Origin of the sequence: Bacillus sp. LJBS06 (assembly GCF_016924995.1) — a bacterium.
Taxonomy (GTDB): Bacteria; Bacillota; Bacilli; order Bacillales; family Bacillaceae; genus Bacillus; species Bacillus stercoris.
On sequence record NZ_CP070483.1, the window covers coordinates 967,231 to 982,176 of the forward strand.

General features: G+C 45.8%; 12 protein-coding genes, 2 tRNA genes and 3 rRNA genes. 13 read left to right on the forward strand and 4 right to left on the reverse strand.

Features of this window, described 5'->3' with window-relative positions; translation table 11 throughout:
* Nucleotides 1–2: 2 nt before the first annotated feature.
* Entirely contained in the window at nucleotides 3–227 is a 225-nt protein-coding gene (locus JQX68_RS04740) for a hypothetical protein (RefSeq protein WP_136655066.1), read from the reverse strand.
* Between the two features lie 81 nt (nucleotides 228–308).
* Here JQX68_RS04740 and fabL point away from each other — a divergent pair, with 81 nt between their 5' ends.
* The 5 genes from fabL (at nucleotide 309) to JQX68_RS04765 (ending at nucleotide 4,320) form a co-directional block, all read left to right on the forward strand.
* The gene (fabL, locus tag JQX68_RS04745) at nucleotides 309–1,061 is read left to right on the forward strand and encodes an enoyl-[acyl-carrier-protein] reductase FabL (RefSeq protein WP_003223262.1); all 753 of its coding nucleotides are present in this window, start codon (nucleotides 309–311) and stop codon (nucleotides 1,059–1,061) included.
* 68 nt (nucleotides 1,062–1,129) lie between these two features.
* A complete protein-coding gene (gene sspE / locus JQX68_RS04750; protein ID WP_014663277.1) occupies nucleotides 1,130–1,384 on the forward strand; it encodes a gamma type acid-soluble spore protein SspE in 255 nt (84 codons plus the stop codon).
* 172 nt (nucleotides 1,385–1,556) lie between these two features.
* Nucleotides 1,557–1,817, forward strand: coding sequence for a YgaB family protein (locus tag JQX68_RS04755; protein WP_003242708.1), 261 nt, complete (start codon nucleotides 1,557–1,559; stop codon nucleotides 1,815–1,817).
* A 143-nt stretch (nucleotides 1,818–1,960) separates the two neighbouring features.
* Entirely contained in the window at nucleotides 1,961–2,491 is a 531-nt protein-coding gene (gene ntdP / locus JQX68_RS04760; protein WP_003223272.1) for a nucleoside tri-diphosphate phosphatase, read from the forward strand.
* Between the two features lie 86 nt (nucleotides 2,492–2,577).
* A complete protein-coding gene (locus tag JQX68_RS04765; protein WP_147773076.1) occupies nucleotides 2,578–4,320 on the forward strand; it encodes an ABC transporter ATP-binding protein in 1,743 nt (580 codons plus the stop codon).
* 74 nt (nucleotides 4,321–4,394) lie between these two features.
* Here JQX68_RS04765 and JQX68_RS04770 read toward each other — a convergent pair whose 3' ends face one another.
* Complete coding sequence (locus tag JQX68_RS04770; RefSeq protein ID WP_014663280.1) at nucleotides 4,395–5,456, reverse strand: aromatic acid exporter family protein; 1,062 nt, start codon at nucleotides 5,454–5,456, stop codon at nucleotides 4,395–4,397.
* Between the two features lie 237 nt (nucleotides 5,457–5,693).
* Entirely contained in the window at nucleotides 5,694–6,983 is a 1,290-nt protein-coding gene (locus JQX68_RS04775) for a glutamate-1-semialdehyde 2,1-aminomutase (protein ID WP_147773077.1), read from the reverse strand.
* Nucleotides 6,984–7,135: 152 nt separating this feature from the next.
* Between JQX68_RS04775 and bcp the strand changes: the two genes are divergently transcribed.
* A complete protein-coding gene (gene bcp / locus JQX68_RS04780) occupies nucleotides 7,136–7,609 on the forward strand; it encodes a thioredoxin-dependent thiol peroxidase (protein WP_205440549.1) in 474 nt (157 codons plus the stop codon).
* Between the two features lie 133 nt (nucleotides 7,610–7,742).
* Nucleotides 7,743–8,180: a peroxide-responsive transcriptional repressor PerR gene (perR, locus tag JQX68_RS04785; protein WP_003223285.1), complete on the forward strand. Its 438-nt coding sequence runs from the start codon at nucleotides 7,743–7,745 to the stop codon at nucleotides 8,178–8,180.
* A 34-nt stretch (nucleotides 8,181–8,214) separates the two neighbouring features.
* Here perR and JQX68_RS04790 read toward each other — a convergent pair whose 3' ends face one another.
* Nucleotides 8,215–8,568 carry a YgzB family protein gene (locus tag JQX68_RS04790; RefSeq protein ID WP_014479226.1) on the reverse strand — a complete coding sequence of 118 codons (354 nt, stop codon included), beginning with the start codon at nucleotides 8,566–8,568 and terminating at the stop codon, nucleotides 8,215–8,217.
* 207 nt (nucleotides 8,569–8,775) lie between these two features.
* Here JQX68_RS04790 and JQX68_RS04795 point away from each other — a divergent pair, with 207 nt between their 5' ends.
* The 6 genes from JQX68_RS04795 (at nucleotide 8,776) to JQX68_RS04820 (ending at nucleotide 14,940) form a co-directional block, all read left to right on the forward strand.
* Nucleotides 8,776–9,660 carry a nucleotidyltransferase-like protein gene (locus JQX68_RS04795; RefSeq protein ID WP_069839939.1) on the forward strand — a complete coding sequence of 295 codons (885 nt, stop codon included), beginning with the start codon at nucleotides 8,776–8,778 and terminating at the stop codon, nucleotides 9,658–9,660.
* A 227-nt stretch (nucleotides 9,661–9,887) separates the two neighbouring features.
* A 16S ribosomal RNA gene (locus tag JQX68_RS04800) occupies nucleotides 9,888–11,435 on the forward strand.
* 170 nt (nucleotides 11,436–11,605) lie between these two features.
* Nucleotides 11,606–14,532, forward strand: a 23S ribosomal RNA gene (locus JQX68_RS04805).
* A 111-nt stretch (nucleotides 14,533–14,643) separates the two neighbouring features.
* Nucleotides 14,644–14,759 (forward strand): 5S ribosomal RNA (rrf, locus tag JQX68_RS04810).
* Together the 16S, 23S and 5S rRNA genes with 2 tRNA genes alongside form the textbook arrangement of a ribosomal RNA operon.
* Before the next feature lie 9 nt (nucleotides 14,760–14,768).
* Nucleotides 14,769–14,843, forward strand: a tRNA-Asn gene (locus tag JQX68_RS04815).
* A 5-nt stretch (nucleotides 14,844–14,848) separates the two neighbouring features.
* Nucleotides 14,849–14,940, forward strand: a tRNA-Ser gene (locus JQX68_RS04820).
* Nucleotides 14,941–14,946 lie beyond the last annotated feature (6 nt).

Here is a 14,946-nt window from a genome sequence, read left to right on the forward strand (position 1 = left end):
TCTTAATCGTAAGAGACGCGCGTGCCGTGGCTGTAGTCCGCTTCATTGCGCCTCATTCCGCCGCGCGCTTCAATTTCTTGCGTTAATTCCCGGTATTTTGATTGGCCTTCTTCGTTCAAGTAAGGCATAATTTGCTGAAAGGCATGATGAAAATAAGCGAGTTCACTGTTCTTCCAATCTTTTTTGGAAACCATGCTCAATTCGCTCATATCACGTCCGACATACATAACAGAAGACCCCCTTTAAAGTTCTTGCCATTATTGTTTGTGGAAATAAAAGAACTATACGCTACAAGGAGATGAGGAAAAATGGAACAAAATAAATGTGCACTCGTAACAGGAAGCAGCCGCGGTGTCGGAAAAGCGGCCGCGATCAGACTTGCTGAGAATGGCTATAACATCGTCATTAACTATGCCCGCAGCAAAAAAGCAGCACTAGAAACAGCAGAAGAAATCGAAAAGCTTGGTGTTAAAGTGCTTGTCGTAAAAGCAAACGTAGGACAGCCTGCAAAAATCAAAGAAATGTTTCAGCAAATTGATGAAACGTTCGGCAGACTTGATGTTTTTGTCAATAATGCCGCTTCAGGCGTTCTGAGACCTGTCATGGAACTAGAAGAAACACACTGGGACTGGACGATGAACATTAATGCGAAAGCATTGCTTTTCTGCGCTCAGGAAGCTGCCAAGCTAATGGAGAAGAACGGAGGCGGGCATATTGTCAGCATCAGTTCATTAGGCTCAATCCGCTACCTTGAAAACTACACCACGGTTGGTGTATCAAAAGCAGCGTTAGAGGCTTTAACACGTTATCTTGCGGTTGAGCTTTCACCAAAACAAATTATCGTCAATGCTGTTTCAGGCGGAGCGATCGACACAGATGCGCTGAAACACTTCCCGAATAGAGAAGATTTGCTTGAGGATGCGCGCCAAAACACACCGGCGGGCCGCATGGTCGAAATTAAAGACATGGTTGATACCGTTGAGTTTCTAGTGTCTTCCAAGGCTGACATGATCCGCGGACAGACTATTATCGTTGACGGCGGACGCTCACTGCTCGTTTAAAAATTTTTAAAAAAGAGGAATAGCTATACGATCACCTGCACATTCTAATGACCGTGGAGGTGATAACAATGGCTAACTCAAATAATTTCAGCAAAACAAACGCTCAACAAGTTAGAAAACAAAACCAACAATCAGCTGCTGGTCAAGGTCAATTCGGCACTGAATTTGCTAGCGAAACAAACGCTCAGCAAGTTAGAAAACAAAACCAGCAATCAGCTGGCCAACAAGGTCAATTCGGCACTGAATTCGCTAGTGAAACTGACACACAGCAGGTAAGACAACAAAACCAATCTGCTGAACAAAACAAACAACAAAACAGCTAATCACTGAAACAGAAAAAAGCACTTCATCTTCGGGTGGAAGTGCTTTTTTCTGTTTGAAAAACGACAAAACTTGTGGAAGGTCTACAGAATGAGTCAAAGGGTTTGCTTTATGGAGATCGAAATGATTAAAGGAGGAAACGTTTATACTTTCACCAGGCTGAAGGAGGAACCGATGACGGAATTTGAAAAGCTGGTAAGTGAACAGATGAAAACGATGGATAAGCTTCTCGATCTCCAATCAGAGCTCGACCGCTGCAAACAAATTGAAGCGGAACTCAGGCATTTGGAAAGGGATGCAAGGCTGCGGGGGATTCAGGCTGAAATTGCGGTAAAACGGAAACACCTTGCCGATATACAAGATATGTTTCAAAAGCAGACAGAGCAGGTCATTCGTTCTTATCGCAGCTCAGAAAAGCCGTCTTCCTTTGTGTAGTGCAGGAATGTGCCATTCCCCGGCCGGAATGGCTCTTTTATTTTCATTTTTCAAATTGTAACGTTATAATAGGTAAAAGACGTTGTCGGTAAGCAAATTTGGACATACTAACTGTAGGGCTTTATAGAAAGTAGGGGAGAAATATGGGCTATCCCAAGGAAGGAGAAACCATTCAAATTCACAGCTATAAGCACAACGGGCTGATTCATAGAATTTGGAATGAGACAACAATCTTAAAAAGTACAGAAATGTGTGTCATCGGGGCCAATGACCGGACGATGGTAACCGAATCAGACGGCCGGACATGGATAACCAGAGAGCCCGCAATCTGTTATTTTCACGCAAGACAATGGTTTAATGTCATCGGGATGCTGAGGGAAGACGGGGTTCATTATTATTGCAACATCAGTTCTCCGTTTGCCTATGATGGCGAAGCAATTAAATATATCGATTATGACTTAGACGTTAAGGTTTTCCCTGACATGACCTACAATATTCTTGATGAAGACGAATATGATGATCACCGGAAAGCCATGAATTATCCAAAAGAAATCGACAGTATATTAAGAGACTACTTAAACACGCTGCTCCATTGGATTCACCAGCGTCAGGGACCGTTTGCGCCCGAGTTTGTTGATATGTGGTATGAACGGTATTTGCGCTATACAAAATAATGGTTACGTAAAAACCTGTTGCGGGGTACAACAGGTTTTTCACATGGGCTCACACACATCATGATCAAGAGAGAGGGGGAATCAACGTGGGGGTTATGAAACGCTACATGCAATTCGTCAAACCTTATAAGAAGCAAATTTTCGTTACAGTGTTAATCGGGATCGTAAAATTCTCCATTCCGCTTGCTCTCCCATTGCTTCTGAAGTACGTAGTTGACGACATTATTCAAGGAGGCGGCACGGCTAGTGACAAAACAACGTCATTGTTCACGATTATGGCGATCATGTTCGCCTTATTTTTAATTTTGCGCCCGCCTGTTGAATATTATCGGCAATATTTTGCCCAGTGGACGGCCAGCAAGGTGCTTTATGACATAAGAGCCAAGCTGTTTGACCATATACAGAAACTCAGCCTTCGTTTTTACGCGAATACAAGAACAGGGGAAGTCATTTCCCGAGTGATTAATGATGTAGAACAAACAAAGGATTTTGTCATCACAGGCCTGATGAATATTTGGCTAGATATGCTGACGATTTTGATCGTGATCTCTATCATGCTGACGCTGGACATAAAATTAACACTGATCTCTATCGTTTTATTTCCATTATACGGCATATCAGTGAAGTATTTTTACGGCCGTTTACGAAAGCTCACAAGGGAGCGCTCACAGGCGCTAGCTCAAGTACAGGGGCATTTGCACGAGCGCATTCAAGGCATGCCGGTCATCAGGAGCTTTGCAATAGAAGACCATGAACAGGCTCAATTTAATGAGAAAAATGGTCATTTCTTAGATAAGGCCATCAGCCACACGAATTGGAATGCCAAAACCTTTGCGGTCGTTAATACCATTACAGATTTGGCGCCGCTCATCGTCATTGCGTGCGCCGGCTATTTTGTCATTAATGGACCGCTGACAGTCGGAACAATGGTCGCGTTTGTCGGATATATTGACAGAATGTACAACCCAGTTAGAAGACTGATCAATTCCTCTACAACCTTGACACAGTCAATCGCATCAATGGACAGGGTGTTTGAATTTATCGACGAGCCCTATGAACTCACTGACAAACCAAATGCGATAAAGGCCGATCAGATTCGCGGAGGAGTGGAGTTTCAAAACGTTTCGTTTCAATATGAAAAGGAAAAAGATAACATTCTCCATGACGTCTCTTTAAAAGTAAATAGAGGGGAAACTGTAGCTCTCGTCGGCATGAGCGGAGGAGGAAAATCAACGCTCGTCAGCCTGATCCCGAGATTTTATGATGTTTCAAGCGGCAGACTGCTGATTGACGGGAAGGATATACGCGATTATGAAGCGCGAAGCCTTCGTAACCAGGTTGGCATGGTGCTGCAGGATACCTTTCTATTTAGTGAAACGATTCGGGAGAATATCGCAATCGGCAAACCTGATGCCACTCTTGAAGAAATTATTGAAGCCGCCAAAGCTGCAAATGCCCATGAATTTATCATGGGTTTTCCAGAAGGATATGAGACCCGGGTGGGAGAACGAGGCGTTAAGCTTTCAGGCGGACAAAAGCAGCGGATCTCAATTGCGCGGGTATTCCTGAAAAATCCGCCGCTCCTCATTTTAGATGAAGCGACATCGGCTCTGGATTTGGAAAGTGAGCATTACATTCAAGAAGCGATGGACAAACTGGCGAAGGATAGAACAACTTTTGTTGTCGCACACCGGTTATCGACGATCACACATGCGGATAAGATTGTCGTCATGGAAAACGGCACAATCATTGAAACCGGAACCCATGATGAACTCATGGACTATGACAGCCAGTACAAGCACTTATTTACCATTCAAAATTTGAACTAAAACATCAATCTTATATCCTTTTAACGAAGGATATAAGATTTTTTTGTATAAAAAAACCCGGCTGTTTAACCGGGTTACTCTTCTGTTTCTATTTCGCAGTCTTTCGGATGATACGTTTGAAAACTTGTGATGAGTGTTTCTAAATGTTCGAGCTGCTCGCGGTACTCTACGGCGCTTGCCATAATATTGAGCATGTTGTAATCAATAAGCTCCTCATCCGTATTTTGCTGATTTTTTAAAAAGGACTTTGTTAAAAGCTGCTTATATCGAATGCCTTCTTCATCCGCGTCATCATGCGGCTTGATTTTGCCGACAAACCTCATTAAAATCAGTTCATGCCAGTAAAGCAGGTAATCAAGCTCTTCAGTCAGTGTTTCCTGAAACTCTTCCGGCATATGATAGATCTCGTTTTCCAGACGATGCAGCTTCTTCAATGTATCAAGCGCCCGGTTTGCAGTAATAATGGCCTGTCTGAACAGGACAAGCTTTCTTGATTTCACATAAGTCGTTTTCTTAAAGTAACTTCTTTCTTCTTTATATAGAAGATATGTCTGATCAAGCTTGATCATTTTTTCTTTCAGTTTTTCAATATCCTCTTTCAAAATCGAATGCTCTGTCGACTGCCGCATGGACAATCTGATCCACTTCATAATTTCTTCGGTGTTTTCGACGGTATTATGAATCAGCTTTGTTTCGTACTTAGGAGGCAAAAACACAAGGTTGACAATAAAAGAAGAAAGCACCCCTAAAATGACTGTGCTTGTTCTGATCAGCGCGAACATTAAAAAGTCGTCACCGGCAGATTCTAATATCGCAATGACTGTTACAAGAGCAATTGAAATTGTATGTTCAATTTTAAGTTTCAGCATGATTGTAATGACAATAACTGCTGTTAACCCGATCATAATCGGGCTGGGTCCGAAAATAAGGCCGAACACTGTGGCAATCACAGCTCCGATGATATTTGCCTGAACCTGGTCAATAATAATGAGAAAAGAGCGGTAAATCGACGGCTGAATCGCAAATATCGCTGCAATTCCAGCGAAAATCGGCGCGGGAAGCCCGATCCACGAAGCCAAATAAAGGGCAAGTGTAATCGCAATCCCGGTTTTGAAAATGCGGGCACCAAGTTTCATTGGTTTGTGCGTGCATTCCTTTCTATAGTAAATTGTGTGACATAAGTAAATTGTGTGACATAGCAAATGGGCTAATCCTTAAAATTCCCGGTTAGTTTATTTGCTAAACAATTAAGTAATATACAGGGATCGATACAAATATTCAAGCTATTTTTCTAGAAAAAGACCAAAATCTTACACGTTATATGAATCCATAAAAAAACAGGAGCTCAATGCTCCTGTCCAAGGTGTCAAATTCTAGTTTTTAAGATGTTTAAAAGCATCCTCGACCGCCTCAAGCGTGTCTTTAATATCCTGCTCTGTATGTGCTGTCGTGATAAACCAGGCTTCATACTTAGAAGGTGCTAAATTAACTCCGCGTTCCAGCATCAGTTTGAAAAACGCAGCGAATGTTTCTCCGTCACTACGTTCAGCCTGCTCATAATTTTCGACTTTCTCATCAGAGAAATAAACCGTGAGTGCGCCTTTTAACCGGTTGACTGAAATTGTGATGCCATGTGTTTTTGCGTGCTGCAAAATGCCTTCTTCCAGCATTGCGCCAAGGTGATCAAGCTTTTCATACACGCCTTCCTCTTTGAGCACTTCCAGACAAGCGATGCCTGATAGGATGGAAGCGGGGTTCCCTGCCATTGTTCCAGCCTGATAAGCAGGCCCTAGCGGAGCTACCTGCTCCATGATTTCTTTTTTGCCGCCATAGGCGCCAATCGGAAGTCCGCCGCCGATAATTTTTCCGAGCGCTGTTAAATCCGGTTTCACCTGTAAGAGATCCTGCGCGCCGCCATACATAAAGCGGAAAGCCGTAATGACTTCATCGTAAATAACGAGAGCGCCTGCATTGTGCGTCAATTCATTTACTTTTTCTAAGAAACCTTCTTTTGGCTCAACGATACCGAAGTTGCCGACAATCGGTTCAACGAGAACTGCCGCGATTTCACTGCCCCATTTATCAAGAGCCTCTTTATAGCTTTCGATATCATTAAATGGAACAGTGATCACTTCGTTTGCAATGCTTTTTGGTACACCGGCTGAGTCCGGAGTGCCGAGAGTGGACGGGCCGGAGCCTGCAGCGACAAGCACAAGGTCCGAATGCCCGTGATAGCAGCCTGCAAATTTAATGATTTTTGTCCGGCCTGTATATGCGCGGGCCACGCGAATGGTCGTCATAACGGCTTCTGTTCCCGAATTGACGAATCTTACTTTGTCCATAGCGGGAATAGCTTCTTTGAGCATCTTTGCAAATGTAACCTCATGTTTCGTCGGTGTTCCATACAATACACCGTTCTCTGCCGCTTTTTTAATCGCTTCTGTAATATGCGGGTGGGCATGTCCTGTAATAATCGGACCATACGCCGCTAAATAATCGATGTATTTGTTGCCGTCCACATCCCAAAAATAAGCGCCGCTTGCTTTCTCCATTGCAACGGGAGAACCGCCGCCGACTGCTTTATATGATCTAGACGGACTGTTTACACCGCCGACAATGTGCTCTAATGCCTCATTGTGAAGTTCAATTGATTTTGTATGCAAGAATAAAAACCTCCTATATCTCCATGCGTCCTTTCTATTGTAGCATGCTTCCGAACAAGAACAATGGCTTTGGGCTTCAGATGCAGCTGAGATGGTTGTAATCTGGACAAGAATTGGATACGCTTAATAAAAAAACATCCGGAGGTAACGTAATGACTATAGAAATCGGACAAAAAGCACCTGGTCTTGAGTTAAAAGGCGATCATGGGGAAACAGTAAAATTATCGGATTATAAAGGAAAGTATATCGTGCTTTATTTTTATCCAAAGGACATGACACCGGGGTGTACAACGGAAGCCTGTGATTTTCGGGACAATCACGAAAGCTTCAGTGAACTGGATGCCGTCATTATCGGTGTCAGCCCGGACAGCCAGGAAAAACACGGAAAATTTAAAGAGAAGCATGATCTTCCATTTCTGCTTCTTGTTGATGATGAGCATATGCTGGCGGAAGCGTTTGATGTGTGGAAGCTGAAGAAAAACTTCGGAAAAGAATATATGGGAATCGAGCGCTCCACTTTTTTAATTGATAAAGAAGGCCGTCTCGTTAAAGAATGGAGAAAGGTAAAAGTGAAAGACCATGTAGCCGAAGCGCTTCAAACCCTCAAGGATATGTCGGAAAAGTAAATTCGTCTATCAGCCTCAAATGATATGCCTTACTTTTACCCTGATATCAATTGACAAATTATCGTAGAAAGAGTTACACTAATTATAAACATTACAATGTAAGAATTTTTTTTAGAAGAGAGGTGCATGACGGATGGCTGCACATGAACTAAAAGAAGCCTTAGAAACGTTGAAGGAAACCGGAGTTCGCATTACTCCTCAACGTCATGCGATTCTGGAATATCTCGTTAACTCTATGGCTCATCCAACAGCGGACGATATATATAAAGCTCTGGAAGGGAAATTTCCTAACATGAGCGTAGCGACGGTATATAACAATTTGCGTGTGTTCCGAGAATCGGGTTTGGTAAAAGAGCTCACATACGGTGATGCTTCCAGCAGATTCGATTTTGTCACATCCGATCACTATCACGCGATTTGCGAAAACTGCGGGAAAATTGTGGACTTCCATTACCCGGGCCTTGACGAAGTTGAGCAGCTTGCTGCCCACGTCACTGGTTTCAAGGTAAGCCACCACCGTTTAGAAATTTACGGCGTCTGCCAAGAGTGTTCGAAAAAAGAAAATCATTAAAAATAAGCTGACCGCACGAAACGGTCAGCTTATTTTATTTCGACATTTTCTTTTTATTATAAGACTCATCAAATTCTTTTCCTTCTAATCCCTTATCTAAAGTCAGCGGCTCTCGGCAATGCATGCACATATCGACTCTTCCTAAAACCTTTGTCTCTTTATCACAGCCTGGACAAATGACGCGAACCGCTTTAGTCGAAAGCATTCCAATCCAAAAGTAAACAACCGTGCTGAGACCGATCGATAAAAGCCCAAGTATCATAAACAAACTAGAAAGCAAAACTGACTCTTTGAAAAAGATCCCGATGTACATAATGATAAACCCAACGAAAACCAAACTTAACGCGAATGTTCTGATTTTATTAATTTTGCTGGAGTATTTCGCCATGTCCATCCCCCTCTGATTTAACTATAGCACAAACCCGATGGGATTTTCTTCATGTTTTCGGTTGAACTGGAATTTACTTATGGAGACTTACTGTGAAATTGTTTATAATAGTTCAATGTGTTTAGAAAAAAGGAATTTCGTTTTAACCATAGAATTGAATCAAATAGAGAATAAAAAAATTTGAACAATTGCATTGGAGGAATAGTGATGGAAAATCTTCTCCGCCCAATTTACCAAGAAAGAGCAAGTCACCCCAATACATTAGCTGTCATTATGATTGAGAGAAGAAACAAAACATCTTCCTTAACAGATAACTTTGACGCAGCTTTGCTGGTGATTGTAAAGGATGCTGATGAGCCAGTTTTTATAAAGCACTATGAATTCGATCATCAAACAGCTTCTTTGCATGTGGTAACAGATTCTCAGATTCAAGAATGGATTTTGCTTGGAACAAATAGAAGAATCATAGATTGGATTGTAAATGGCAGAGTCTTGTTTGACCGTAATGAATACGTTGCTGAACTGATTGACAGGCTGAATACATTTCCGTTTGCCGAACGTAAACTGAAGATCGGACTCGAATACGGAAAATTAATCAGAAGGTATGTTGAAGGAAAAGCTTTTTTTGAAGCCAATCAATTTTTAGATGCCTACAACGCAGTTGTTCATGCGTTGCATCATTTAGCACGTATTGAAGTAATCGACAGAGGATTTCATCCCGAAACCACGGTGTGGAGCCAAGTGCGCCAGATGGAGCCCCAAGTGTACAAATTATATTCCGAGCTGATTGAAAGTCACGAGAGCTTGGAAAAAAGACTAGAATTATTATTCTTAGCAAATGATTTTCTAATCCATTCTAAAGCAGAGATCGGTTCGGCGCATCTTTTCGAAGTAATGAAAGAAAAAGACATTTGGCAATTCGGTGAGCTTCTTCAACATCATGACCTAAAGCACTTTACACAGGATCTTGGCGTTATGCTTGATTACTTGACAGAAAAGGGACTTATCAACGTCAGCCAAATAGAAACGAAAGGACAGGCTGTCTATCACCGAGGATATTCTTTTAAAAAAGGTGTTGACTCTGTTTCTTGACCGTGTTATATTATTAAACGTCGCTGATGCGCTTCTGAGAAAATAAGCTCACAGCGGCGGGGAAATAAATCAAAAAAACATTTGACAAAAGAAAGTCAAAATGTTATATTGATAAAGTCGCTTCAACAAGAAGTGAAAATGATCTTTGAAAACTAAACAAGACAAAACGTACCTGTTAATTCATTTTTATAAATCGCACAGCGATGTGCGTAGTCAGTCAAACTACTTTATCGGAGAGTTTGATCCTGGCTCAGGACGAACGCTGGCGGCGTGCCTAATACATGCAAGTCGAGCGGACAGATGGGAGCTTGCTCCCTGATGTTAGCGGCGGACGGGTGAGTAACACGTGGGTAACCTGCCTGTAAGACTGGGATAACTCCGGGAAACCGGGGCTAATACCGGATGCTTGTTTGAACCGCATGGTTCAAACATAAAAGGTGGCTTCGGCTACCACTTACAGATGGACCCGCGGCGCATTAGCTAGTTGGTGAGGTAATGGCTCACCAAGGCGACGATGCGTAGCCGACCTGAGAGGGTGATCGGCCACACTGGGACTGAGACACGGCCCAGACTCCTACGGGAGGCAGCAGTAGGGAATCTTCCGCAATGGACGAAAGTCTGACGGAGCAACGCCGCGTGAGTGATGAAGGTTTTCGGATCGTAAAGCTCTGTTGTTAGGGAAGAACAAGTACCGTTCGAATAGGGCGGTACCTTGACGGTACCTAACCAGAAAGCCACGGCTAACTACGTGCCAGCAGCCGCGGTAATACGTAGGTGGCAAGCGTTGTCCGGAATTATTGGGCGTAAAGGGCTCGCAGGCGGTTTCTTAAGTCTGATGTGAAAGCCCCGGCTCAACCGGGGAGGGTCATTGGAAACTGGGGAACTTGAGTGCAGAAGAGGAGAGTGGAATTCCACGTGTAGCGGTGAAATGCGTAGAGATGTGGAGGAACACCAGTGGCGAAGGCGACTCTCTGGTCTGTAACTGACGCTGAGGAGCGAAAGCGTGGGGAGCGAACAGGATTAGATACCCTGGTAGTCCACGCCGTAAACGATGAGTGCTAAGTGTTAGGGGTTTCCGCCCCTTAGTGCTGCAGCTAACGCATTAAGCACTCCGCCTGGGGAGTACGGTCGCAAGACTGAAACTCAAAGGAATTGACGGGGGCCCGCACAAGCGGTGGAGCATGTGGTTTAATTCGAAGCAACGCGAAGAACCTTACCAGGTCTTGACATCCTCTGACAATCCTAGAGATAGGACGTCCCCTTCGGGGGCAGAGTGACAGGTGGTGCATGGTTGTCGTCAGCTCGTGTCGTGAGATGTTGGGTTAAGTCCCGCAACGAGCGCAACCCTTGATCTTAGTTGCCAGCATTCAGTTGGGCACTCTAAGGTGACTGCCGGTGACAAACCGGAGGAAGGTGGGGATGACGTCAAATCATCATGCCCCTTATGACCTGGGCTACACACGTGCTACAATGGACAGAACAAAGGGCAGCGAAACCGCGAGGTTAAGCCAATCCCACAAATCTGTTCTCAGTTCGGATCGCAGTCTGCAACTCGACTGCGTGAAGCTGGAATCGCTAGTAATCGCGGATCAGCATGCCGCGGTGAATACGTTCCCGGGCCTTGTACACACCGCCCGTCACACCACGAGAGTTTGTAACACCCGAAGTCGGTGAGGTAACCTTTTAGGAGCCAGCCGCCGAAGGTGGGACAGATGATTGGGGTGAAGTCGTAACAAGGTAGCCGTATCGGAAGGTGCGGCTGGATCACCTCCTTTCTAAGGATATTATACGGAATATAAGACCTTGGGTCTTATAAACAGAACGTTCCCTGTCTTGTTTAGTTTTGAAGGATCATTCCTTCGAAACGTGTTCTTTGAAAACTAGATAACAGTAGACATCACATTCAATTAGTAATACAAGATATCACATAGTGATTCTTTTTAACGGTTAAGTTAGAAAGGGCGCACGGTGGATGCCTTGGCACTAGGAGCCGATGAAGGACGGGACGAACACCGATATGCTTCGGGGAGCTGTAAGCAAGCTTTGATCCGGAGATTTCCGAATGGGGAAACCCACCACTCGTAATGGAGTGGTATCCATATCTGAATTCATAGGATATGAGAAGGCAGACCCGGGGAACTGAAACATCTAAGTACCCGGAGGAAGAGAAAGCAAATGCGATTCCCTGAGTAGCGGCGAGCGAAACGGGATTAGCCCAAACCAAGAGGCTTGCCTCTTGGGGTTGTAGGACACTCTGTACGGAGTTACAAAGGAACGAGGTAGATGAAGAGGTCTGGAAAGGCCCGCCATAGAAGGTAACAGCCCTGTAGTCAAAACTTCGTTCTCTCCTGAGTGGATCCTGAGTACGGCGGAACACGTGAAATTCCGTCGGAATCCGGGAGGACCATCTCCCAAGGCTAAATACTCCCTAGTGACCGATAGTGAACCAGTACCGTGAGGGAAAGGTGAAAAGCACCCCGGAAGGGGAGTGAAAGAGATCCTGAAACCGTGTGCCTACAAGTAGTCAGAGCCCGTTAACGGGTGATGGCGTGCCTTTTGTAGAATGAACCGGCGAGTTACGATCCCGTGCAAGGTTAAGCAGAAGATGCGGAGCCGCAGCGAAAGCGAGTCTGAATAGGGCGCATGAGTACGTGGTCGTAGACCCGAAACCAGGTGATCTACCCATGTCCAGGGTGAAGTTCAGGTAACACTGAATGGAGGCCCGAACCCACGCACGTTGAAAAGTGCGGGGATGAGGTGTGGGTAGGGGTGAAATGCCAATCGAACCTGGAGATAGCTGGTTCTCTCCGAAATAGCTTTAGGGCTAGCCTCAAGGTAAGAGTCTTGGAGGTAGAGCACTGATTGGACTAGGGGCCCCTACCGGGTTACCGAATTCAGTCAAACTCCGAATGCCAATGACTTATCCTTGGGAGTCAGACTGCGAGTGATAAGATCCGTAGTCGAAAGGGAAACAGCCCAGACCGCCAGCTAAGGTCCCAAAGTATACGTTAAGTGGAAAAGGATGTGGAGTTGCTTAGACAACCAGGATGTTGGCTTAGAAGCAGCCACCATTTAAAGAGTGCGTAATAGCTCACTGGTCGAGTGACTCTGCGCCGAAAATGTACCGGGGCTAAACGTATCACCGAAGCTGCGGACTGTTCTTCGAACAGTGGTAGGAGAGCGTTCTAAGGGCTGTGAAGCCAGACCGGAAGGACTGGTGGAGCGCTTAGAAGTGAGAATGCCGGTATGAGTAGCGAAAGAGGGGTGAGAATCCCCTCCACCGAATGCCTAAGGTTTCCTGAGGAAGGCTCGTCCGCTCAGGGTTAGTCGGGACCTAAGCCGAGGCCGAAAGGCGTAGGCGATGGACAACAGGTTGATATTCCTGTACCACCTCCTCACCATTTGAGCAATGGGGGGACGCAGGAGGATAGGGTAAGCGCGGTATTGGATATCCGCGTCCAAGCAGTTAGGCTGGGAAATAGGCAAATCCGTTTCCCATAAGGCTGAGCTGTGATGGCGAGCGAAATATAGTAGCGAAGTTCCTGATTCCACACTGCCAAGAAAAGCCTCTAGCGAGGTGAGAGGTGCCCGTACCGCAAACCGACACAGGTAGGCGAGGAGAGAATCCTAAGGTGATCGAGAGAACTCTCGTTAAGGAACTCGGCAAAATGACCCCGTAACTTCGGGAGAAGGGGTGCTCTGTTAGGGTGCAAGCCCGAGAGAGCCGCAGTGAATAGGCCCAGGCGACTGTTTAGCAAAAACACAGGTCTCTGCGAAGCCGTAAGGCGAAGTATAGGGGCTGACGCCTGCCCGGTGCTGGAAGGTTAAGAGGAGCGCTTAGCGTAAGCGAAGGTGCGAATTGAAGCCCCAGTAAACGGCGGCCGTAACTATAACGGTCCTAAGGTAGCGAAATTCCTTGTCGGGTAAGTTCCGACCCGCACGAAAGGCGCAACGATCTGGGCACTGTCTCAACGAGAGACTCGGTGAAATTATAGTACCTGTGAAGATGCAGGTTACCCGCGACAGGACGGAAAGACCCCGTGGAGCTTTACTGCAGCCTGATATTGAATGTTGGTACAGCTTGTACAGGATAGGTAGGAGCCTTGGAAACCGGAGCGCCAGCTTCGGTGGAGGCATCGGTGGGATACTACCCTGGCTGTATTGACCTTCTAACCCGCCGCCCTTATCGGGCGGGGAGACAGTGTCAGGTGGGCAGTTTGACTGGGGCGGTCGCCTCCTAAAAGGTAACGGAGGCGCCCAAAGGTTCCCTCAGAATGGTTGGAAATCATTCGCAGAGTGTAAAGGCACAAGGGAGCTTGACTGCGAGACCTACAAGTCGAGCAGGGACGAAAGTCGGGCTTAGTGATCCGGTGGTTCCGCATGGAAGGGCCATCGCTCAACGGATAAAAGCTACCCCGGGGATAACAGGCTTATCTCCCCAAGAGTCCACATCGACGGGGAGGTTTGGCACCTCGATGTCGGCTCATCGCATCCTGGGGCTGTAGTCGGTCCCAAGGGTTGGGCTGTTCGCCCATTAAAGCGGTACGCGAGCTGGGTTCAGAACGTCGTGAGACAGTTCGGTCCCTATCCGTCGCGGGCGCAGGAAATTTGAGAGGAGCTGTCCTTAGTACGAGAGGACCGGGATGGACGCACCGCTGGTGTACCAGTTGTTCTGCCAAGGGCATCGCTGGGTAGCTATGTGCGGACGGGATAAGTGCTGAAAGCATCTAAGCATGAAGCCCCCCTCAAGATGAGATTTCCCATTCCGCAAGGAAGTAAGATCCCTGAAAGATGATCAGGTTGATAGGTCTGAGGTGGAAGTGTGGCGACACATGGAGCTGACAGATACTAATCGATCGAGGACTTAACCACATTTTGAATGATGTCATACCTGTTATCTAGTTTTGAGAGAATAAGTTTTTTCAAAAAAACACTTGATTTTCTCAAGAATACATAGTATAATGTTAAATGTCACTGAAATTGTCTGGTGATGATGGCGAAGAGGTCACACCCGTTCCCATACCGAACACGGAAGTTAAGCTCTTCAGCGCCGATGGTAGTCGGGGGGTTCCCCCTGTGAGAGTAGGACATCGCCAGGCAGACTTCATTCCGCAGTAGCTCAGTGGTAGAGCTATCGGCTGTTAACCGATCGGTCGTAGGTTCGAATCCTACCTGCGGAGCCATTATTGGAGAGCTGTCCGAGTGGTCGAAGGAGCACGATTGGAAATCGTGTAGGCGGTCAACTCCGTCTCAAGGGTTCGAATCCCTTGCTCTCCGCCACTGATA